The organism is Neorhizobium populisoli, assembly GCF_019430945.1.
In the GTDB taxonomy this organism is placed as follows: Bacteria; Pseudomonadota; Alphaproteobacteria; order Rhizobiales; family Rhizobiaceae; genus Neorhizobium; species Neorhizobium populisoli.
Window position 1 is genome coordinate 199,818 of sequence record NZ_JAHYCB010000009.1, and the last position, 22,199, is coordinate 222,016.

General features: G+C 60.9%; 20 protein-coding genes. 10 read left to right on the forward strand and 10 right to left on the reverse strand.

What is annotated here, in order from left to right:
* Window positions 1-2: 2 nt before the first annotated feature.
* A complete protein-coding gene (hisF, locus tag KX729_RS24340; protein ID WP_219745072.1) occupies window positions 3-791 on the reverse strand; it encodes an imidazole glycerol phosphate synthase subunit HisF in 789 nt (262 codons plus the stop codon).
* Window positions 788-1,531, reverse strand: a complete 744-nt coding sequence (gene hisA, locus KX729_RS24345) for a 1-(5-phosphoribosyl)-5-[(5-phosphoribosylamino)methylideneamino]imidazole-4-carboxamide isomerase (protein ID WP_219745073.1) — start codon at window positions 1,529-1,531, stop codon at window positions 788-790. Before hisA ends, hisF begins: the two co-directional genes overlap by 4 nt.
* 263 nt (window positions 1,532-1,794) lie before the next feature.
* On the opposite strand from hisA, the gene KX729_RS24350 reads away from it, so the two are divergent.
* Complete coding sequence (locus tag KX729_RS24350) at window positions 1,795-2,079, forward strand: hypothetical protein (RefSeq protein ID WP_219745074.1); 285 nt, start codon at window positions 1,795-1,797, stop codon at window positions 2,077-2,079.
* On the opposite strand, the gene hisH is transcribed toward KX729_RS24350, so the two are convergent.
* Genes hisH through hisB form a run of 3 tightly spaced genes read right to left on the reverse strand, consistent with a single transcriptional unit; the run spans window position 2,076 to window position 3,854 of the window.
* Window positions 2,076-2,726: an imidazole glycerol phosphate synthase subunit HisH gene (gene hisH, locus KX729_RS24355; RefSeq protein WP_219745075.1), complete on the reverse strand. Its 651-nt coding sequence runs from the start codon at window positions 2,724-2,726 to the stop codon at window positions 2,076-2,078. The two genes, KX729_RS24350 and hisH, sit on opposite strands and share 4 nt — an antisense overlap.
* Complete coding sequence (locus tag KX729_RS24360) at window positions 2,726-3,211, reverse strand: DUF2628 domain-containing protein (RefSeq protein ID WP_219745076.1); 486 nt, start codon at window positions 3,209-3,211, stop codon at window positions 2,726-2,728. The genes hisH and KX729_RS24360 overlap by 1 nt, the downstream gene beginning before the upstream one ends.
* Window positions 3,212-3,245: 34 nt before the next feature.
* Window positions 3,246-3,854 (reverse strand): imidazoleglycerol-phosphate dehydratase HisB, encoded by a 609-nt coding sequence (gene hisB / locus KX729_RS24365; protein WP_219745077.1) that lies wholly within the window; start codon window positions 3,852-3,854, stop codon window positions 3,246-3,248.
* A 218-nt stretch (window positions 3,855-4,072) separates the two neighbouring features.
* On the opposite strand from hisB, the gene hslV reads away from it, so the two are divergent.
* From hslV to KX729_RS24405, 8 genes are all read left to right on the forward strand, one after another.
* Entirely contained in the window at window positions 4,073-4,597 is a 525-nt protein-coding gene (gene hslV, locus KX729_RS24370) for an ATP-dependent protease subunit HslV (RefSeq protein WP_219745078.1), read from the forward strand.
* On the forward strand, window positions 4,584-5,108 hold the full coding sequence (locus tag KX729_RS24375; protein WP_246617811.1) for a GNAT family N-acetyltransferase: 525 nt from the start codon (window positions 4,584-4,586) through the stop codon (window positions 5,106-5,108). Before hslV ends, KX729_RS24375 begins: the two co-directional genes overlap by 14 nt.
* Window positions 5,109-5,125: 17 nt before the next feature.
* Complete coding sequence (gene hslU / locus KX729_RS24380; protein WP_219745079.1) at window positions 5,126-6,433, forward strand: ATP-dependent protease ATPase subunit HslU; 1,308 nt, start codon at window positions 5,126-5,128, stop codon at window positions 6,431-6,433.
* Between the two features lie 219 nt (window positions 6,434-6,652).
* Window positions 6,653-7,588, forward strand: coding sequence for a DUF1402 family protein (locus KX729_RS24385; RefSeq protein WP_219745080.1), 936 nt, complete (start codon window positions 6,653-6,655; stop codon window positions 7,586-7,588).
* Window positions 7,589-7,756: 168 nt separating this feature from the next.
* Window positions 7,757-9,187: a cytochrome P450 gene (locus KX729_RS24390; RefSeq protein ID WP_219745081.1), complete on the forward strand. Its 1,431-nt coding sequence runs from the start codon at window positions 7,757-7,759 to the stop codon at window positions 9,185-9,187.
* A 52-nt stretch (window positions 9,188-9,239) separates the two neighbouring features.
* Complete coding sequence (locus KX729_RS24395; protein ID WP_219745082.1) at window positions 9,240-11,243, forward strand: hydantoinase/oxoprolinase N-terminal domain-containing protein; 2,004 nt, start codon at window positions 9,240-9,242, stop codon at window positions 11,241-11,243.
* A gap of 77 nt (window positions 11,244-11,320) precedes the next feature.
* Window positions 11,321-12,250 (forward strand): LysR family transcriptional regulator, encoded by a 930-nt coding sequence (locus KX729_RS24400; protein WP_219745106.1) that lies wholly within the window; start codon window positions 11,321-11,323, stop codon window positions 12,248-12,250.
* 92 nt (window positions 12,251-12,342) lie between these two features.
* Complete coding sequence (locus KX729_RS24405; RefSeq protein WP_219745083.1) at window positions 12,343-14,514, forward strand: malate synthase G; 2,172 nt, start codon at window positions 12,343-12,345, stop codon at window positions 14,512-14,514.
* Between the two features lie 226 nt (window positions 14,515-14,740).
* On the opposite strand, the gene KX729_RS24410 is transcribed toward KX729_RS24405, so the two are convergent.
* Complete coding sequence (locus KX729_RS24410) at window positions 14,741-15,418, reverse strand: L,D-transpeptidase (protein WP_219745084.1); 678 nt, start codon at window positions 15,416-15,418, stop codon at window positions 14,741-14,743.
* A gap of 175 nt (window positions 15,419-15,593) precedes the next feature.
* Here KX729_RS24410 and KX729_RS24415 point away from each other — a divergent pair, with 175 nt between their 5' ends.
* A complete protein-coding gene (locus KX729_RS24415) occupies window positions 15,594-16,097 on the forward strand; it encodes an MmcB family DNA repair protein (protein WP_219745085.1) in 504 nt (167 codons plus the stop codon).
* A gap of 6 nt (window positions 16,098-16,103) precedes the next feature.
* Here the strand turns inward: KX729_RS24415 and KX729_RS24420 are convergent, their stop codons facing one another.
* The 4 genes from KX729_RS24420 to lhpI all read right to left on the reverse strand — a co-directional run bounded on the left by KX729_RS24420 (window position 16,104) and on the right by lhpI (window position 21,619).
* Complete coding sequence (locus tag KX729_RS24420) at window positions 16,104-16,679, reverse strand: ActR/PrrA/RegA family redox response regulator transcription factor (RefSeq protein WP_281423259.1); 576 nt, start codon at window positions 16,677-16,679, stop codon at window positions 16,104-16,106.
* An 86-nt stretch (window positions 16,680-16,765) separates the two neighbouring features.
* Entirely contained in the window at window positions 16,766-18,073 is a 1,308-nt protein-coding gene (locus tag KX729_RS24425) for an ActS/PrrB/RegB family redox-sensitive histidine kinase (protein ID WP_219745086.1), read from the reverse strand.
* A gap of 106 nt (window positions 18,074-18,179) precedes the next feature.
* Window positions 18,180-20,666 carry an ATP-dependent helicase HrpB gene (hrpB, locus tag KX729_RS24430; protein ID WP_219745087.1) on the reverse strand — a complete coding sequence of 829 codons (2,487 nt, stop codon included), beginning with the start codon at window positions 20,664-20,666 and terminating at the stop codon, window positions 18,180-18,182.
* Entirely contained in the window at window positions 20,666-21,619 is a 954-nt protein-coding gene (gene lhpI / locus KX729_RS24435; protein ID WP_219745088.1) for a bifunctional Delta(1)-pyrroline-2-carboxylate/Delta(1)-piperideine-2-carboxylate reductase, read from the reverse strand. Before lhpI ends, hrpB begins: the two co-directional genes overlap by 1 nt.
* Window positions 21,620-22,199 lie beyond the last annotated feature (580 nt).

Genomic DNA, 22,199 nt, shown 5'->3' on the forward strand with positions numbered 1-22,199 from the left:
CGTCAGTCGAGCCGCATGGCAATGCCATGCTCCGACATATAGCGCTTCGCCTGGCCGACGGTATAGGTGCCGAAGTGGAAAATCGAGGCGGCCAGAACCGCCGTTGCATGGCCTTCCTTGATGCCGGCGACCAGATCGTCAAGGCTGCCAACGCCGCCGGAAGCAATCACCGGCGCGCGGACGCTGTCGGCGATCGCCTGCGTCAGTTCCAGATCGTAGCCGACCTTGGTGCCGTCGCGGTCCATCGAGGTGACGAGCAGTTCGCCCGCACCGCGCTCGACCATCTTCACGGCAAATTCCACCGCATCGATGCCGGTCGCGTTGCGGCCGCCATGCGTATAGATTTCCCATTCGCTGCGATTGTCGCCGCCGACAGATTGCGTCAGCCGCCGCTTGGCATCGATCGACACGACAATGCACTGGTTGCCGAACTTGTCGGCCGCTTCCGCCACGAAATCCGGATTGGCGACCGCCGCCGAATTGATCGCCACCTTGTCGGCGCCGGCCAGCAGCAGCTTACGGATATCGGCAACCGCACGCACGCCGCCGCCGACGGTGAGCGGCATGAAGCAGTGATCGGCCGTGCGGGCGACGACGTCGAAGATCGTTTCGCGATTGTCGGAAGACGCGGTGATGTCGAGGAAGCAGAGTTCGTCGGCCCCGGCCGCATCATAGGCCTTCGCTGCCTCCACCGGATCGCCGGCATCGACCAGATCGAGAAAGTTGACGCCCTTGACGACGCGACCGTCCTTGACGTCCAGGCATGGGATAACGCGGGCTTTGAGGGTCATGCTGCACGACCTTTCTCTGCGCGGATCAGCGCCAGCGCTTCCGCAGGATCGATCCGGCCGTCATAAAGCGCGCGACCGGAAATGGCGCCTTCCAGCCGGGCCGCATCCGGCTCCAACATGCGGCGAATGTCATCGAGCGAAGCAAGTCCGCCGGATGCGATCACCGGGATGGAAACGGCATCGGCGAGTTCCAGTGTGGAAGCCCAGTTGATGCCGGCCAGAATGCCGTCGCGGTCGATATCCGTATAGATGATCGCCGAAACGCCGGCGCCCTCGAATTTTTTCGCAAGTTCGATCACGCCGAGTTCGGACGCTTCCGCCCAGCCCTCGACCGCAACCTTGCCGCCCTTGGCATCGATGCCGACGGCGACCTTGCCAGGAAACTGCTTGCAGGCTTCGATCACCAGTGCCGGATCGCGCACGGCGACGGTGCCGAGGATGACGCGCGTCAGGCCCCGGCTCAGCCAGTTCTCGATATGGTCGAGCGTACGGATGCCGCCGCCGAGCTGCACCGGGTTTTTGGTGGCCTTCAGGATGGCATCAACGGCCGCGCCGTTGACACTTTCACCGGCGAATGCGCCGTTGAGATCGACGACATGCAGCCACTCGAAACCCTGGTCCTCGAAGGCTTTGGCCTGCGCGCCGGGGTCGGGATTGTAGACGGTGGCCTGGTCCATGTCGCCGAGCTTGAGGCGCACGCACTGGCCATCTTTCAGGTCGATTGCGGGAAAGAGGATCATAAGAAGGGCCTATTAGCACAAAAGAAGAACAATTCTGGCTGTGAATCAGGCGACTCCAGCGAGACTCCAGAATGGAATCGAGTTAAGACTCGATTCGCCAACACAAAAAGCCGGGATCGCGGCCCGGCTTTTTGCTTCCGAAGCAGTCGAGATGCCACGGAATAGGATACTCCTACAGGACGGCAAAGAGCACACGCCCGATATACCGTCAAATCAAATCCGCTGATGGCTGGCATCTCTCGAATCCATCGGAGTTGTAAGAAATGGCATACAGCAGTGATGAAGAGGCAATCGAAATCTGGAAAGCGAAGTGGCGGGGCGAAGGAGTTCAATCTCTTGTATTGCGATACAAGAAAAGCCCCTTCCGCTTCTACGAAATTTGGACCGAAGCCAAAAATCCGGGTACGCGATTGATTGCCTTTGAGCAGTTCAAGCACGAGGCGCCTCACTTGGCGTTGCATGTTGATACTTCACCTCATACTCCCAAAAGGAAGGTTATCGTGCCGCCACCCGGCGATTCATCTCCCCAGTTGGACATGTTCCCTTAAGGCTTCCATCTGAGAAAGTTCGAAATTAGAGCCAGACCTAGCGTCTGGCTCTTTTCCGGATGGAACTGCGCGCCGGCAATGTTGTCGCGGCCGACGAAGGCGGTGGTCGCGCCGCCATATTCGGTCGTGGCGATCACGTCGCTCCGGTGTTTGGTGGCCAGATGATAGGAATGCACGAAATAGGCATGCAGCCCATCCGAGCCTGTCTGGATGCCGTCGAAAAGCGGATGCGGATGATGGATATCGAGCGTGTTCCAGCCGATCTGCGGGATCTTCAAGTTCGGATCGTCCGGCGTCATTTCCACGACATCGCCTTCGATCCAGCCGAAACCGTCCGTCGTGGTCTTTTCCAGCCCACGCGACGACATCAGCTGCATGCCAACGCAGATGCCGAGGAAGGGGCGGCCCTTGTGCTCGACGACGTCGATGATCGCTTCCTTCATGCCCGACACGGCGTCGAGCCCGGCGTGGCAATCCGCATAAGCGCCGACACCCGGCAATACGATCCGGTCGGCGGTGGCGACCGCATCTGCCTTGTCGGTCAGATCGATTTCAGCATCGATGCCGGCTTCACGGGCGGCCCGCTCGAAGGCCTTGGTGGCGGATCGGAGATTGCCCGATCCGTAGTCGATGATAGCGACGCGCATCAGCGTCCTCCCTGATGGTCGAAAAGGCCGGTATGCGGCCCGTTCCAACCGGTTGTCTGGCCGGCAGCCGGGGCCTTGGCCCACTCGGCGGAAACTGGCATTGGTTGTTTTTCCGGTTCCGGAAGTCCGGCGAAGAAGATTTCTTCCGCCGCATCCAGGTTCGGTGCGGAAATCACGGCTTCCAATGTCCAGCCGCGGCGGATCAATGTCTCGGAGCGATAATGTAGTCCCTCAAGCGCGACGAGCAGGCTGAGCGCAAAGCCGAACAGGCCGCCGGCAAGCTGAAATTGCGGCATGCTTGCCAGATAGCCGCTTAAGCCCTGCAGCAGGAACACGACAGCACCGGCGATCCAGAGCCGGTTCCAGAGGAGCCAGATCCAGGGAAACAGCAGCGCAGTCCAGGAAAACCCGTCCGGCAGGACGAGCGTGCGGCGGTGGTCTTTGTCGGGGCCGCCGGGTGGTGTCAGAACGAGATAGCTTCTCATGGTCGCTTCCTTGGGGAATTCCCCCTGGAGAAGGTCAGACCAGCATTCCCTTCGTCGAGGGAACGCGATTGGCCTGCCGCGGATCGATTTCGGTCGCGGTGCGCAGAACGCGCGCCACGGATTTGAAGCAGGTCTCGGCGATATGATGGTTGTTGGCGCCGTAATGGTTCAGCACGTGCAGCGTGATGCCGGCATTCTGGGCGAGCGCCTGGAAGAATTCCCTCACCAGTTCCGTATCGAACGTGCCGATCTTCGGCGCGCTGAACGCGACATTCCAGACGAGGAAGGGCCGGCCGGAAATATCGACCGCTGCCTTGGTCATCGTTTCGTCCATGGCGAGGTCGAGCGAGGCGTAGCGGGCAATGCCGCGACGGTCGCCGAGCGCCTTGGAGATCGCTTGGCCGATCGCAATGCCGGTATCTTCCACCGTGTGATGGTCATCAATATGCAGGTCGCCCTTGACGTCGATCTCCATGTCGATGAGCGAATGTCGCGAAAGCTGGTCGAGCATATGGTCGAAAAAGCCGACGCCCGTGGAAATCTTGGCCGCGCCGGTGCCGTCGATATTGACGGAAACGGAAACGGAAGTTTCGTTGGTCTTGCGGGAAATCGTTCCCACTCGTGCGGCTGTCGTGTCACCCATAAGGGTCTCTCCATGCTCAGGGCCGGATATAGGCGTTGTTTGGCCCTTTGATCAGGGCTCCTTATCAGGCGTTTTACGAAATATCCAGCAAAAGCCGGGGCATCGATGCCGCATTGCGTCATGAGATTGCATTCGCCCGAGCCCTGCTTACATAGGTTCCAACGGAGCCGTTTTAACCTCCCAACCAATGCCCCCGAGATGGGGCGAACAGGTGCCGAATGACAACGATTATTACAGTCCGCAAGGGCGGCAAGGTGATCATGGCCGGCGACGGCCAGGTGAGCCTCGGCCAGACCGTGATGAAGGGCAATGCCAGAAAAGTACGCCGCATCGGCAAGGGCGAGGTGATCGCCGGTTTCGCCGGTGCCACCGCCGATGCCTTCACGCTGCTCGACCGGCTCGAAAAGAAGCTCGAACAATATCCCGGCCAGCTGATGCGCGCCGCCGTCGAACTCGCCAAGGACTGGCGCACCGACAAGTATCTACGCAATCTTGAAGCCATGATGCTGGTCGCCGACAAGACGACGACGCTTGCCGTCACCGGCAACGGCGACGTGCTGGAACCGGAACATGGTACGATCGCCATCGGCTCCGGCGGCAATTACGCCTATGCGGCAGCGCGCGCCATGATGGATTCGGACAAGTCGGCCGAAGAGATTGCCCGTAAGGCGCTCGATATCGCCGCCGATATCTGCGTCTATACCAACCATAACCTGGTGGTGGAGAGCCTTGACGCCGATTGACCCGAAACGGATTGGTTTCATCCCGGTAGAGCCGGCGCATTATCCGCTGCTGCACAAGTGGCTGAACGAACCGCATATGCGCGAGTGGTGGGGCGATCCGGATGAGGAGCTTGGTTCCATCAGGAACAAGGTGGAGGGAAGGGATACGACCCGCCCGTTCATCTTCACCGTCGATGCCGAGCCCGTCGGTTATATCCAATACTGGTATCTGGGCCATCCGCAGAACGAACAATGGCTAAAAGACCATCCGTGGCTACGTGAATTTCCGTCCGAAACCGTCGGCGTCGATCTTTCGATCGGCGATCCCGGCAGGCTCTCTGGCGGAATTGGTTCAGCGGCGCTGAAGAGCTTCGTCGCCATGCTGCGCGGCCTTGGCCACGAAACCATCATCATCGATCCCGATCCCGCCAATACAAGAGCGGTGAAAGCCTATTTCAAGGCCGGTTTCCGGCCCGTGGCAGCACTCGAAGGCCGAACCGGCAGCGACACGCTGATCATGCAACACGATTAGAAAGCGAACGAGACACCATGACCAATTTTTCCCCCCGCGAAATCGTCTCCGAACTGGATCGCCACATTATCGGCCAGCATGACGCCAAGCGCGCCGTGGCGATCGCGTTGCGCAACCGCTGGCGCCGCCAGCAGCTCGACGAGAGCCTGCGCGACGAAGTCATGCCGAAGAACATCCTGATGATCGGCCCGACCGGGGTCGGCAAGACGGAAATCTCCCGCCGCCTGGCCAAGCTTGCCGGCGCGCCTTTCATCAAGGTCGAAGCCACCAAGTTTACCGAAGTCGGTTATGTCGGCCGTGACGTCGAACAGATCATCCGTGATCTGCTCGAGATCGGCATCGGGCTGGTGCGCGACAAGAAGCGCGCCGAAGTGCAAGTCAAGGCACATATGAGTGCCGAGGAACGGGTGCTCGACGCGCTGGTCGGCGCCACTGCCTCGCCCGCCACCCGCGACAGTTTTCGGAAGAAGCTCCGGTCCGGCGAGCTGGACGACAAGGAAATCGAAGTCGAAGTTGCCGAGAGCGGTTCCGGCATGCCCGGTTTCGAAATCCCCGGGATGCCGGGCGCCAATATCGGCGTGCTGAACCTGTCCGAAATGTTCGGCAAGGCGATGGGCGGCCGTACCAAGAAGGTCAAGACCACGGTCTCCAAATCCTATGCCGAACTGATCCGCGACGAATCCGATAAGCTGATCGACAACGAGGTCATCCAGCGCGAGGCAGTCCGTTCGGTCGAAAATGACGGCATCGTCTTCCTCGACGAAATCGACAAGATCGCCGCCCGCGACGGCGGCATGGGCGCCGGTGTGTCCCGTGAAGGCGTACAGCGCGATCTTTTGCCGCTCGTCGAAGGCACGACGGTTTCGACCAAGTATGGCCCGGTCAAGACAGACCACGTCCTGTTCATCGCGTCCGGCGCCTTCCACGTGGCGAAGCCCTCCGATCTTCTGCCGGAACTGCAGGGCCGCCTGCCGATCCGCGTCGAGCTTCGGCCGCTGACCAAGGAAGACTTCCGCCGCATCCTGACGGAAACCGAGGCAAGCCTTATTCGCCAGTACAAGGCACTGATGGGCACCGAAGAACTGGCGCTGGAATTCACCGACGACGCGATCGACGCTTTGGCCGACGTCGCCGTGCACCTGAACTCCTCGGTGGAGAATATCGGTGCCCGCCGCCTGCAGACCGTGATGGAACGCGTGCTCGACGAAATCTCCTTCAACGCGCCGGATCGCGGCGGCTCGGCCGTGACGATCGATGCGGAATACGTGAAGAAACATGTCGGCGATCTGGCGGCCGATACGGATCTGTCGCGCTACATCCTCTGATCCGGCTCGGACTCGTCAAAGTGGCAGCCGGGCAACGTCCGGCTGCCACTTTTTAGTATCTGACGGGATTTTGAATGACCCCATCTCGACATCAGGGTCATGCTTCACGTATGGGAAGCGCGTTTTCATGGTAAATTGTCGTCTCAGCCCTAGTTGAGTCGGCGATATGACTTGAGCATCCCTTGCCGATTTCGGCATAGACGTCCCGGGACACGCATCTTGAAACGCATTCTTCTGCCTTTGCTGCTTGCCGTCGCGGTCATTGCGACCACTCCCGTCTTTGCGGGTGCTGTGACAATCGTGCCCGAAGGCAACCGCAATGCCGAGCAGCCGAAGATCCCGGGCGCTTCCGTGCGCCGCACCCGCGCCGGTCGCACTACGTTCGACGACAAATACGACAAGATCAAAGACCTGTTGTCCAACGACAAGCAGCTGATCTCCAAGATCAAGTCGACGGCCGCCGATTACGGCATCGACCCGATCCACATGATCGGCGCGATCGTCGGTGAGCATACCTATAATGTCGATGCCTATGACCGGCTGCAGACCTATTACGTCAAGGCAGCCGCCTATGCCGGCAACAGCTTCCGCTTCGGTTACGGCGGCGAGACGATTGCCCAGTTCGTCAGCCGCCCGGAATTCGACAAATGCGACGTGTCGACCGATTCCTACAAGCTCTGGAACTGCCGCGAAAACATCTGGGAAAAGACGTTCCGCGACCGCAAGGTCGACGGCAAGTCCTATCCGGATAACCGCTTCAGCGCCGTCTTTTTTCAGCCGTTTTTCGCCGGTCAAACTTTCGGCCTCGGCCAGGTCAACCCGCTGACGGCGCTGATGCTGTCCGACATGGTGGCGAAGACCTCGAATTATCCGAAGCTGGACGAGAACAAGGCCGCCGAGGTCTATGACGCGATCATGGATCCGGACAAGTCGCTCGCCTATATGGCGGCCAACATTCGTCGCTCGATCGACGACTACAAGTCGATCGCCGGCATGGATATTTCCCGCAATCCCGGCATCACCGCGACGCTTTACAACACGGGCGGTTCGGCGCAGCGCGCTGCCGCGCTTCGGTCCCGCGGCGGCCTGCCGGAAGAGAATTATTATGGCTGGCTGGTCAACGACAAGCTCGCCGAGCTGAAATCGCTTCTCTAAAGCGTGTTCCGATCTTTGGGATTTGCTCTGCGCGCTTCGGCGCCTTGTTTCATCGCATGTCGTGATCGCAAGACCGCTGCACAATTTTGCGCGATATGCCCTGGTTGAAATCGGGTCGCCGGACCCTGATATCCTTGCCGTGGGGCTGACCCGCAAGGAGCGCTGTCGATGGATATCCGTCCCGAACCTTTCGTGCCGCCGGCCCCGGTGCCGCGCACTCGCATCCTGACGGCGCCGGAGGTGATCTGGACCGCGCTTCGCAACCCGCTGGAGCTCTGGGGGCAGGGCGCTTTCACCATGCCCTGGATGAATACCAAGCTCTTCAAGGAGCGAACGCTGGTCGTCAATCATCCTGGCCTCATCCGTCATCTCCTGGTCGACAACGTCTCCAACTACGTCATGTCGGAAATCCGACAGCTGGTGTTGCGGCCGATCCTGCGCGACGGGCTGCTGACGGCGGAAGGCGAGGTCTGGAAGCGATCCCGAAAAGCGATGGCACCGGTCTTCACGCCAAAGCACTCGCGCGGTTTTGCCGATCAGATGCTGCAGAAGTCGGAAGAGTTCGTCGAGAAATATGCTGACGCCGGACCTTCCGGCATGGTCTGCGATATCTCGGTCGACATGACCGAACTGACCTATGTCATCCTGGCCGAGACACTGTTTTCCGGCGAGATCGCCGGCGGCACGGACAATGTCTCGGAAGACGTCGACCAGCTCCTGCACCGGATGGGCCGGATTGATCCGGCGGACATGATGCGCGCACCGCCCTGGGTGCCGCGCCTCACCCGGATCGGCGGCCGCAAGGTGCTCGACAAGTTCCGCAATGTCGTGGCCGAAACCATGGCGATGCGGCAGCGTCGCATGCAGGAGATGCCGGACGACGTGCCGCAGGATTTCCTGACCCTGCTGCTGCAGCTTGTCCGGTCCGATGATGTCCCGGATGGTCTGTCTCTGGACGAGATCGAGGACAATATTCTCACCTTCATCGGCGCCGGCCACGAAACGACAGCCCGCGCACTGGCCTGGACGCTCTATTGCGTTTCCCAGTCTCCGCATGTGCGCCAGCAGATGGAAGACGAGATCGACCGGGTTATCGCAACCGGCGCCAATCCGGTGGAATGGCTGGACCAGATGCACTGGGTGCGCGCCTCATTCGAAGAGGCGCTGAGGCTTTACCCACCGGCACCTTCGATCAATCGCGAGGCGATCAAGGCCGACAGCTGGACGAGCCCGGAAGGCGAGACGGTCACCATCGATCCGGGCGTCACCGTGCTGGTCATGCCCTGGACGCTGCATCGACACGAAATGTTGTGGGATCGGCCGCGCGCCTTCATACCGGAACGTTTCCTGCCGGAAAATCGCGGCAGCATAAACCGCTTCCAGTATCTGCCTTTCGGTGCCGGACCGCGCACCTGCATTGGCGCGACCTTCGCGCTTCAGGAGGCGGTGATCGCGCTTGCCGTGCTGATGCACCGTTTTCGCTTCGACATGACGGAAAATACCAGGGTGTGGCCGGTGCAGAAACTCACCACCCAGCCGCGCGATGGCCTGCCCATGCGGGTCAGCCCGCGACATCGGACGTCTTCCGCAGTCAATTGATCTTCGCCGGCCATGCGGTATTGATCGGAAAACGCTTGTTCAGGATTTCCTCGTGGCCTCTTCCCTGTTTCTCGGCATCGATACCGGCGGCACCTATACCGACGCCGTGCTTTTCCGCGAGGGGGAAGGTGTGGTCGCCAAGGCGAAATCGCTGACCACGCGCCACGATCTTTCCGTAGGCATTGCCGGTGCAGTGGGCACCGTGCTGGAGAAAAACCTCACATCCGCCTCGGAAATCGGCCTCGTCTCCCTTTCCACGACATTGGCAACCAATGCACTGGTCGAAGGGCAGGGCGGCCGCGCCGCGCTGATCATGATCGGTTTCGGCCCCGATGACCTCACCCGCGGCGGACTGTCCGAAGCGCTCGGCCCCGATCCGGTGATCTTCCTGCCCGGCGGCCATGACGTGCATGGCAATGAGACGCCGCTCGATCTCACCACTCTCGAAGGGGCGCTGCCGAGCCTTGCCGCCAATGTTTCCTCCTTCGCGGTGGCCGGCTATTTTGCGGTCCGGAATCCGGCTCACGAAATTCGCGTTCGCGATCGTATCCGCGAACTCTCGCATCTCCCCGTCACCTGCAGCCACGAACTTTCGTCCAGGCTCGGCGGCCCGCGTCGGGCGCTGACGACGCTTCTGAATGCCCGGCTGGTGTCGATCATTGATCGGCTGGTCGGTTCCTGCGAAGACTTTCTGGACCGCCAAGGCATTCGTGCGCCGATGATGGTCGTTCGCGGCGACGGTGCGCTGATCTCGGCGGCCGAAGCCCGGCTGCGGCCGATCGAGACCATCCTCTCCGGCCCGGCGGCCAGCCTCGTCGGAGCGCGGTACCTCACGGGCCTCGATCAGGCGGTGGTTTCCGATATCGGTGGCACGACGACGGATGTCGCTGTTCTCGACGGCGGTCGGCCCAGGCTTGCGGAAGAGGGCGCGGTCGTCGGCGGCCACAGGACGATGGTCGAAGCGGTCGCGCTGCGCACCTACGGTCTCGGTGGCGATTCGGAGCTGCATGTCGACGATCGCGGACTGGAGGCGAGATTTTCTCTCGGCCCCCGCCGGTTACTGCCGCTGTCGCTTCTAGCGATAGCGCATGGTGAAATCGTCCTCTCGACCCTCGAAAAGCAGCTACGCGCCACCCATGCCGGCCGTCACGACGGGCGGTTTGCGATCCGCACCGGCGTGCCTGACCAGATGGCGCAGGGCTTGCAGCCACCGGAGCAAGCGCTTTATGGACGGATCGGCGCGAGGCCCATCTCTCTGAACGACCTGTTGGTTATGAACTCGCAAAAGGCCGTGCTTGATCGTCTCGTGGCGCGGGGATTGGTGCATCTTTCCGGTGTCACGCCCTCAGATGCTCTGCACGTGCTCGGCCGGCAGGGGCAATGGAATGGCGAGGCCGCTCGGCTCGGCCTCGAACTCGCCGCCCGCCGCAAGGATGGCGCCGGCCGTGAGATCGCTACCTCACCTGAGGTGTTGGCGGAAAAGATCGTGAGCCGGCTGACGCGCCAGTCTTCCGAAGCAGTGCTCACCGCCTGCCTTGCGGAAGACGGTGCCGAAGCGATCGATCCGGCTGTTTCGCTCGCCGTCGATCGCGCGCTAAAGCGAACACCCGGCATCGCCCGTTTTTCGATCGCTCTCGACCGGCCGCTGATTGGACTTGGAGCATCGGCTCCGGTCTATTATCCGGCGGTTGCCGATATGCTCGGTGCCGTTTCTGTGATTCCCGGCGATGCGGATGTGGCGAATGCCGTCGGTGCCGTGGTCGGGCAAATCCGTGCTTCAGTTACGGTCTTGGTCACCGCGCCGGAGGAAGGTCGTTTTATCATCTCCGGAGCCGGCGAACGGTTGTCGATCCTGGGCGAGCCGGAAGCCCTGCAGGCGGCTCGCGAACGAGCGGTCGCTGCAGCAATAGCTCAGGCAAAAGCCGATGGCGCCGACGATGCGGCCGTCTCCGTGTATGAAGAGCTGGATGCGCCGGAAATCGAAGGCTCGCGAAAATTCGTCGAAGCCCGCGTCACCGCAACGGCAACCGGCCGCCCGCGTATCGCTACCGGCTGACAAAACCGTTGCGGATGATGTGGCCGAAGCTGTATGTGGTCTCTCGGTATTTATTCCAATGAGGAAAAAATCGAGTGATCACCAACCTCGGTGACCTGGAAATCTTCGTCAAGGTTGCGGCAAGCGGCAACATGTCCGCGGCGGCCAAGTCGCTCGGCATTTCGCCCGCCGTGGTGTCCAAGCGCATCAAGCGGCTGGAGCAGCAGCTCGGCACCCGGCTTTTGCAGCGAACCACCCGCCAGATCGGCCTGACGGATGCCGGCAAGGGATTTTACGACCGTATCGGGCATCTCCTCACCGGCATCGAGGATGCCGAACAGTTCGTCTCCGGCGAATCGACCGAAATTACCGGAAACCTGCGGATCTCGGCACCGACATCGTTTGGTCGCATGCATATCGCGCCGCATCTTCCTAGTTTCATGCAGGCGCATCCGCGGCTGTCCATCGATCTCACGTTGTCGGATGAGTTCACCGACATCATCGCGGAAGGTTTCGATGTGGCGATCCGCATTTCGGAGCTGAAGGATTCGAGCCTGATCGCCCGCAAGCTGGTGCAAGTGCGGCGTATTCTCTGCGCCGCGCCGTCTTATGTCGAACGGTTCGGCATGCCCCCGACGATGGACGATCTGGTCAATCACCAGTGCCTGTCGCCCCATAACGGCGAGCCCTGGCGGCTGGAAAGCCCTGCCGGACCGCTGGTCTATCGCCCCGCCGGCAGGCTTGCCACCAATTCCAGCGAGGTGATCCGCGAGGCGGTGATTGCCGGTCTCGGTATCGCGCTGCGCTCCACCTGGGATATCGGCGGCGAGCTGAAAGAAGGCCGGCTGGTGCGGGTGATGCCGGATTATGAAGGTTCGAAAAACGTCTCGATTTCGGCAGTCTATCCCAGCCGCCAGCATCTTCCATCGAAGGTTCGCGCCTTCATCGAATTCCTGAGCGATCTTTATGGGCCGATCCCGCCCTGGGAGAAGTCGGTCGACGCTGGAATTATTTCCGAAACGGCATAAGTCATGTGAAATTTGCGCGATTGCTATTTGGTGCCGCGCAATCGAGACTTCGCCCAAACAATCCTGAAATGATCCTGTATGGGGAGCGCATAATGGCACGCATCGAAAAGAACGGTCTCGCGATCGACGAGAAGCTCCATGATTTCCTAGTCGATGAGGCCCTGCCGGGCACCGGCGTCGATGCCGAACTCTTCTTCTCCGAATTTTCCAAGATCGTCCACGATCTCGCGCCGAAGAACCGCGAGCTGCTCGCCAAGCGCGATGCCTTTCAGGTGATGATCGACGAATGGTACCGCAAGAACGGTGCTCCCAGCGATCTCGGCGTCTACGAAGCCTTCCTGCGCGACATCGGTTACCTTCTGCCGGAAGGTCCGGACTTCAAGGTGTCGACCGAGAACGTCGATCCGGAAATTGCGACGCTCGCCGGCCCGCAGCTTGTCGTGCCGGTCATGAATGCCCGTTATGCGCTGAATGCAGCCAATGCCCGCTGGGGTTCGCTCTACGATGCGCTTTACGGCACGGATGCCATTCCGGAAACGGATGGGGCGGAAAAAGGCAAGGGCTATAACCCGGTCCGCGGCGCCAAGGTCATCGCCTGGGTGCGCGATTTTCTCGATCAGTCGGCGCCGCTTTCCGGCTCAAGCTGGACGGGGGTCACGTCCTTCGTCGTCACCGACGGCAAACTGAAGGGGGCGGCCCAGGATGGCCAGGCCGTCGAACTTGCCGATCCGGCTCAGTTTGCCGGCTATCTCGGCGAAGCTGCCGAACCGACGCAGATCCTTTTGAAGAAGAACGGCCTGCATATCGAAATCCTGATCGACCCGACGACGGCCATCGGCAAGACCGATCCGGCCAGGATTTCCGACGTCTGGCTGGAATCGGCGCTCACCACGATCATGGACTGCGAGGATTCGATTGCGGCCGTCGATGCCGAAGACAAGGTCGTCGTTTACCGCAACTGGCTCGGCCTGATGAATGGCACGCTGACGGAAGAGGTTTCCAAGGGCGGCAAGTCGTTCACCCGCAAGCTCAATCCCGATCTCGACTACAATGCGCCGGATGGCTCGACCTTCGAGCTGAAATGCCGCTCGCTGATGCTGATCCGCAATGTCGGCCACCTGATGACCAACCCGGCCATCCTCGACAGCGAAGGCCGCGAAGTGCCGGAAGGCATCATGGATGCGATGGTCACCGCGCTGATTACTATCAACGATATCGGACCTAACGGTCGCCGCAAGAATTCCCGCGAAGGCTCGATGTATGTCGTGAAGCCGAAGATGCACGGACCGGAAGAGGTCGCTTTCGCCTGCGAAATCTTCTCCCGTGTCGAACAGGCGCTCGGCCTGCCCACCAACACCATGAAGATGGGCATCATGGACGAGGAGCGTCGCACCACGATCAACCTCAAGGAATGCATCCGCCAGGCGCGCGAGCGTGTCGTGTTCATCAATACCGGCTTCCTCGATCGCACCGGTGATGAGATCCATACCTCGATGGAGGCCGGCCCGATGATCCGCAAGGGCGACATGAAACAGGCGGCCTGGATTGCGGCCTATGAAAACTGGAACGTCGATATCGGGCTGGAATGCGGCCTGTCCGGCCATGCGCAGATCGGCAAGGGCATGTGGGCCATGCCGGATCTGATGGCGGCGATGCTGGAGCAGAAGATCGCCCACCCGAAGGCCGGCGCCAACACCGCCTGGGTCCCGTCGCCGACGGCTGCGACGCTGCATGCCACGCATTACCACAAGGTTGATGTCGCCTCCGTCCAAGCCGGCCTGAAGAGCCGCACCCGCGCCAAACTTGGCGACATCCTCTCCGTTCCGGTCGCGCCGCGGCCGAACTGGACGCCTGAAGAAATCCAGCGCGAGCTCGACAACAACGCTCAGGGCATTCTGGGCTATGTCGTCCGCTGGGTCGATCAGGGTGTCGGTTGCTCCAAGGTGCCGGACATCAACAATGTCGGCCTGATGGAAGACCGCGCGACGCTGCGTATCTCCGCCCAGCACATGGCGAACTGGCTGCACCACAAACTGGTCAGCGAAGCGCAGATCGTCGAGACGATGAAGCGCATGGCGGCTGTCGTCGATGGGCAGAATGCCGGCGATCCGCTGTATGTGCCGATGGCAAAGGACTTTGATGGCTCGATCGCGTTCCAGGCGGCGCTGGAACTGGTGCTGAAGGGGCGGGAGCAGCCGAATGGTTATACGGAGCCGGTTCTGCACCGCCGCCGGTTGGAGCTGAAGGCGAAGCTGGCTGGGTAAGTAACCGTTGCGCAGCCCCTCATCCGGCTGCCGCCACCTTCTCCCCGTTCTGACGGGGAGAAGGGATATGCCGCACCGTTGTACCCGAGCCGAAACGCTTCTTGAGGCACGTCCCCTCTCCCCGCATGCGGGGAGAGGGTTAGGGTGAGGGGCAACTATCCCGACAAAACAAAAAGGCCGCCTGGGATGTCCCGGCGGCCTTTTCTCATTCCAGTCGAATATCGACTTACTGGATAACGACGACCTTGGTCTGGCGGCCCGGACGGACGCGGCTGTAGAGGTCGATGACGTCCTGGTTGATCAGGCGGATGCAGCCCGAAGAAGCGGCGGTGCCGATCGAGGCCCATTCCGGCGTGCCGTGCAGGCGGAAGAGCGTGTCCTGGCCCTTTTCGTTGAAAAGGTACATGGCGCGGGCACCGAGCGGGTTGGAAAGGCCAGGGCCCATGCCGTCTTCGACATACTTAGCGACGTCGGGGCGGCGGGCAGCCATTTCCTTCGGCGGATGCCAGGTCGGCCATTCCTGCTTCCAGGCGACGTAAGCGGTGCCGGACCATGCAAAACCGGACTTGCCGACGCCGATGCCGTAACGCATCGCCTTGCCGTTCGGCAGGGTGTAATAGAGGTGGCGCTCGCGGGTGTTCACAATGATCGTGCCGGGCTTTTCAGCCGTCTGATAGCTGACGATCTGGCGAACGAATTCCTTGTTCACCTTGCTGATCGGGATCGCCGGCAGCGTGTAACCTGCATCTTTCACCGAACCATAAGAGTCGGAAAAGATCTTGTCGGTGTAGCTGACGCCGGTACCGGCGCTGGCGACCTCGTTACCGGGAAGCGTGGAAGAGCAGCCGGCCAGGGCGGCAGTTGCCAACAGGCCGAGTACGAGCATGCTAGTGCGGAAGCGCATGGAAATCTCTTGAAAACGAATCGATTGAGACAGGCATATGATCGCCTTTGTGCATCGGTTATTTTCGATTACACTGCGCTTGGCAAGCCGCGCCAGCGCAGCGGGAGACACCCGGCGCATGATTGCAAAGTGCCATTGTGTTTTTGCAACATGATTGCCCGCGCGATAGGAATTCATGACTATACTCAACGTTGCCGGTAACAATCCGTTAATAGATGGGCGCCAGTCGGCGCGCGCCATGATGGTGCGCAAAGGAGTACAGATCCTGCTCAACGACATGCGCCACGCGCTGCTACCGGAACTGGTTCTGGCGAGCGGCCGACGTGTGGACCTGATCACGGTATCCGACAAGGGCGAAGTCTGGATCATCGAGATCAAGACATCGATCGAGGATTTCAAGGTCGATCGGAAATGGCCGGAATATCGGAACTATTGCGACCGACTGTTTTTCGCCACCCACAAGGACGTGCCGCGCGAGATATTTCCGGAAGACTGCGGTCTGTTCCTCTCCGACGGTTATGGCGCGCACATGTTGCGCGAGGCCACGGAACACAAGCTGCCGCCCGCGACACGCAAGGCGGTGATGCTGAACTTCGCCCGCGCCGCCGCCCAGCGCCTGATGCTGGCGGAGTGGGCGGCCGGCAGGAGTTTCGAAGACGCCGTCCCGGACGGCGACTGACGTCTTTTATTTCGGCGCACGTTTGGCAAGGATGCGCTGCAGCGTGCGGCGATGCATGTTGAGCCGGCGGGCCGTCTCGGAAACATTGCGCTCGCACATTTCATAGACCCGCTGGATATGCTCCCAGCGCACCCGATCCGCCGACATCGGATTTTCCGGCACGTCGGCCTTTTCGCCCGGCCGCTGCGTCAGCGCGTTGAAGATCTCGTCCGCATCGGCAGGTTTCGCCAGATAATCGAGCGCGCCGAGCTTCACGGCGGTCACGGCAGTGGCGATATTACCGTAGCCGGTCAGCACGATCACCTTGGTGTCTTCGCGACCCTGGCGGATCGCCTCGATCACGTCGAGCCCGTTGCCATCGCCCAGCCGCAGGTCGCAGACCGCATATTTCGGCGGGCGGGCTTTTGACTTGGCAATGCCTTCCGCCACCGATTCCGCCGTATCGACCAGAAAGCCGCGGCTTTCCATGGCGCGGGCAAGCCGGCGCAGAAACGGGCCGTCGTCATCAATGATCAGCAGCGTCGGATCCGGGCCAAGCCCGTGGTCGATAGTGTCCATCGTCTTTTCCAGATGCGTTTCCATCTCTTGTCTTCTCCGCGGATTTTCACGCTATCCGCATTTTCGCTCATTATCACCCGTCGCGCCATCGTCGCGTCGGCATCGCAAACTCATTTCGTTTCGCCGGCATCCATGACTGAGCGCGGCCAATAGATATTGATACGCGCACCGGGCTCGCCATTGTCGCGGTTGCCGAACCGGATCGTCGCGCCTGACCGCTCCAGAAGCGTCTTGGCGATGAACAGGCCGAGGCCCAATCCGCCGGCCCTCTCATGTTCGCGCGGCCTTTTCGTCATATAGGGTTCGCCGATGCGCGAAAGAATATCCGGCGCATAACCCTGACCATCGTCTTCGATGGTGATCGCCACCCGTTCGGCATTATGCTCGACCGTGATCGTCACCTTGCTCCTGGCATAATCGACGGCATTCTCGATGAGATTGCCAAGTCCGTAGATGATCCCGGCGTTTCGGTTTCCGACAGGTTCGTTTGTGCGGCCGTTCTTCTCTACAAGCGCGATCTCGATCCCGAACTGCCGGTGAGGCGCGATCACATCCTCGACCAGCGATGAGAGCGGCAGTCGCCGCATATGTTCCTCGTTCTCGGCGGAAAGGGACGTAAGCCGGCGAAGGATATCGCGGCAGCGCTCGCTTTGGCTTCGAAGCAGCTGTACGTCTTCCCGATATCGCTCGTCGCCGGCAAGTTCGCGCTCCATCTCCTTGGCGACCACGGTGATCGTCGCGAGCGGCGTACCGAGTTCGTGCGCCGCCGCCGCCGCCAGGCCGTCGAGCTGTGACAGATGCTTTTCGCGTTCCAGCACAAGTTCGGTTGCGGCAAGCGCATCGGCCAGAAGCGATGCCTCGACGGAAACGCGATAGGCATAAAAAGCCGCAAACATCATCATCGAGGCAATAGCGCACCAGACGCCGAGCTGCATGACCGGCTGGATGCGCAGCGTTTCGCCCTCGTACCAGGGCACGTCATAAGGCGAAAACGCCAGCACCGTGATGCAGATCAGCGCGAAGATGATGAGCGCCAGAGCATGCCTGAGCGGCTGAGAAGCGAAAGCAATGATGACGGGCACGCAGATCAGCGGCGCAAAGGGATTGGCCAGTCCGCCGGTGACGAAAAGCAGTGCCGCCATCTGCAACAGGTCGAAACCCAGTAGCGCCAGCGCCGATTTTGGCCCGAGCCGATGGGTTTGCGGAAACCAGATCGACAGCGCCAGGTTGGCAATCGCCAGCGCGCCAACAAGCACCGCCGCTTCCTGGATCGGAATAGGGAATTTGAGAAGCAGCCCGACGATCAGAACCGTTATCGTCTGGCCGGCCACCGCCAGCCAGCGCAGCCACACCAGCGTCTGAAGACGGATGCGGCGGCTGGATGGACCGAATTGCGCATGCCGCAAGGATGGCTGCATGGATGAATTGTCGCTGCTCAATGCCTGAACCCGTCTTTCCGCAGGACCTTATAAAGTCAGCCTGCTTCTTAAACCGGCTCGCCTTCAGGTCGCAGGCGGCATACTGTCACGTCCCGCGCGGTTTGGCACGCGTTGTCGGCATCGCCTCCGCCGGGTCTTCCGGCCAGGGATGTTTCGGATAACGCCCGCGCATTTCAGAGCGTACATCCTTCCAGGAGCCGGCCCAGAAGCCCGGAAGGTCGCGGGTGATCTGGATCGGCTTCTGTCCCGGCGAGGTCAGTTCGAGCAGAAGCGGTAGCTTGCCTCCCGCAATCGCCGGATGTTTCTTCAGCCCGAACAATTGCTGGACGCGGATCGCCAGCACCGGCTCCTCGCCGTCGTAACGGATCGGATGCCGCTCTCCCGTCGGCGCCTCGAAATGCGTCGGCGCCAGCTTGTTGAGGTCCTGCGAAACGGAATGGGGAATGAGTGATCGCAACCCGTCCGAAAGACTTCCGGGATTGATCGAGTCGAGACCGGACACATTTCCCTGAAACGGTACGAACCAATCATCAAGTGACGAGAGCAGCGCATCGTCGCTCGTGTCCGGCCAGGGCTCACCGATGGATCTATATAAAAAGCCCATCCGCTCACGTAGCTGCGCGCCATCTTTCGAGAATGGCAAAACCTGCAGGCCAAGTTCCCGCACGCCATCTGCCAGGGCGCGTGCCGCCTGTTCCCCGGTCGGCCGGGGCAGCGGCTTTTCCTCGAAAATGATGGCGCCAAGCCGCGTCACCTTGCGGGCACGCACCTGCCGGCTGGCCCGATCGAAGAAACATTCGTCCTTCTGGACGATCGCGCCGGCAAGTTCTGCCTCGACCTCCGCGCGGCCGGTTTCCGCTGCGGCCAGGATACGCGCCTGCGCCGCCCGCCCGGTCAGATCGGCAATCACCAGCATTTGCGAGGCAGCAAGCCGTTCGGTTTCCGGCAGCTCCGCGCCGCGTCCATTCGCCATCACGAACCGCCCGCGACCACCGCGCTGCAGGGCGATCCGGTCCGGATAGGCATGCAACAGCAGTCGCCCGGCTGAAGGCACGTCATTGTTCTGCGGCCCTTTTGGCAGATTTGAGGCGATCCTTTCGGCCAATTTCCGTGCCGATTCGGCTCGTTCGCCCCGCTCGTTCCTGAAGCGCCGCAGCCGTTCGTCGAGATCGACGTCATTGCCGCCAAGCCCCTGTTCGGTCAGCAGCACCGCCAGCAGGCAGGCCGTCCGCGAGAATCCTTCCTCGGCCGTCGAGATCGCCATGGCCGAAAGCCGCGGCGTAAGCGCCAATTCGCGCATCAACCGCCCTTTCTCGTTCAGGCCACCCTGAACATCCAAGGCTCCAAGCTGGGTCAGTAGAACCTTTGCCTCGTTGAAGGCCGGGCCGGGCGGCGGGTCGAGAAAGGCAAGCGCCTTCGGATCCTGCACGCCCCAATGGGCAAGGTCGAGCACCAGGCCGGAAAGATCGCTGGCAAGAATCTGCGGCGGCGTAAAAGCTGGAAGTGCGGCTGTCTGCCCGGCATGCCAGAGCCTTATCGCGATGCCCGGTTCCGTACGCCCGGCACGCCCGGCACGCTGATCGGCCGAAGCGCGCGACACGCGCACCGTTTCCAGCCGCGTGATCCCAGTCGCGGGTTCGAAGACCGGCAGGCGCTGCATGCCGCTGTCGATAACGATCCTCACCCCGTCGATGGTGATCGAGGTTTCGGCGATCGACGTCGCCAACACGATCTTCCGCGTCCCGGCAGGGGCCGGCTTGATCGCCAGATCCTGTTCCTTCTGGGAAAGATTGCCGTAAAGCGGGACGACCACCGTTTCGGCCCCGAAGCGCCCATTGAGCCGTTCCACCGTGCGGGTGATTTCCGCCTGGCCGGGCAGGAAGGCGAGGATCGAACCCGTCTCGCTCCCATGCGCTCCGACGATCGCCTTGGTGACCGCATCCTCGACTCGCTCGTTGGGAGCGCGATCCCGATATTGAATATCGATCGGAAAGCTTCTGCCCTCACTCTTGATCACTGGCGGATCATTCAGCAATCCCGCTACCCGTTCCACATCCAGCGTTGCCGACATGACCAGGATGCGCAGATCGTCGCGCAGCGCCGACTGCACATCAAGCGCCAGCGCCAACCCGAAATCCGCATCGAGCGATCGTTCATGGAATTCGTCGAAGATCACAGCCGACACGCCGGAAAGCTCTGGATCGTCGAGGATCATTCGGGCAAACACGCCCTCGGTCACCACCTCGATCCGTGTTTTGCCTGACACTCTATTATCAAGGCGCATACGATAGCCGACCCGCTCGCCGACATTTTCGCCGAGCAGTGACGCCATCCGCGCCGCCGCCGCCCGCGCCGCCAGCCGTCGCGGTTCGAGCAGAATGATTTTTTCCGCGCACCAGTCCTGGTCCAGCAGCGCCAGCGGCACCAGCGTCGTCTTGCCGGCCCCCGGGGGTGCAGACAGCACGGCGCGCAATCCGTCGGCAAGTGCGGCGGTGATGTCGCCAAGCACCTCGGTAACCGGAAGTTTCGGCAAGCCTTGCGTAATCGACCCAACCTTTTGCGCTTCAGACATCAGCGCGAAACCTGTCCGCTCGCATGCCGGAAAGCGAGGATGGCGCCGGCCAGATCTTCAAGTGCGGCGCCCACCGATTTGAAGAGAGTGATTTCTTCAGCACTCGTCCTGCCGGGATGCGTCCCGTGAGCCAGTTCCGCCATCTCCGCCTTGATATCATTCTTGGAAATAATGCCGGCCTGAATCGGCTGAACGATATCTCCGCCTTCTTTAAGGGCGCCCGCGCGCGTATCGACGAATAGCGAGGATCGCCGAACTGCCATATCGTCGCTTTCGCGCATGGTCGGTTTATACGCGCCGATAAGATCGAGATGTGAACCGGGCTTGAGCCACTCACCGCGGATCAGCGGTTCGCTGGAAAGCGTCGCGCAGGAAATAATGTCCGCTTCGCTGGCGGCGGTGGCGAGATCGCCGGCGAAAACAGCATCCAGTCCGATCGTCTGCGCCTGACGCACGGTCTCTTCCGCTTTCTCTTTATTACGCCCCCAGATCAGAAACCGTTTGAGCGGCCTTCCAACCGCATGTGCTTCCATCAGATTAAGAGACAGGCGGCCGGTTCCGACCATCAGCATGGTGCTGGCATCCTCTCGCGCCAGATATCGCGCCGCAAGCGCAGAAGTCGCCGCAGTGCGCCGCGCGGTCAGCTCCCCGCCCTCGACCATGGCCAGCATTTCGCCCGTCTTGCCCGACGACAGAAGATAAGTGCCGATAATTGTCGGAAGCGACCGCAGATGATTGTCCGGAAACAGATTGAGGATTTTGACGCCGATATGGTCGCCCGGCACCCAGGCCGGCATCAGCAGCATCACAGCCGTCGCCTCGCCAGGCACGTCCATATCATGGTGATGGCGCACCGGCATGACGCAGTCGCTGCGGAACATGTTCGCAATCGTCTCTATGAGTTCAGGGAAGGGGAGGGCGCCGCGCGTCTGCTCCTCGTTCAATACAAGCATGTCTGTCTCCGCTTTGCTCAATTCGGCCACTACACTATCAATTGGAAATAAGCGGATAAAAGCGGTTTTTAGGCTCTGAAAACTGCCCTTTCCTTAGCCGCCGCACATTTTCTATGCGGTTTTGCCCGGATTTTGCGGCTCGGGGAAGAAAGATGACATTTTTGCAAAAAGCCTGTTGACGCTTTGGCATGGCCTGAGTATAACCCGCTTCACAGAACGAGGGCGGCGGCGCTGCAGGCGACGACTTCTTTTGTTCTGGAAAAATCGCTAAAAGTTGGCTGAGATGCTGCTGGGACCGGATTACGGTTTGGTCTCGAAGGTAACTCTGTCTTGGTGGTTTTGGTAATTATAGAGACGGTTTTTGCTGATGCAGAATGATCGTCGGTTATTTGACAATTGAATATGAGAAGAAAGAGAAACGTGGTCGGCGGCGTCTCGCGGATCCTCTAACGGGGATCTTCTAGAAGACAAAGTGACGGTCACGTTTTGATATGAGAACACCAGGTACCTGGCGCAGTGATGCGGTTGGTACCGAGTGAGTTCTCGTCGATTCAGAACAAAGTGATTAGTCACGGATTGG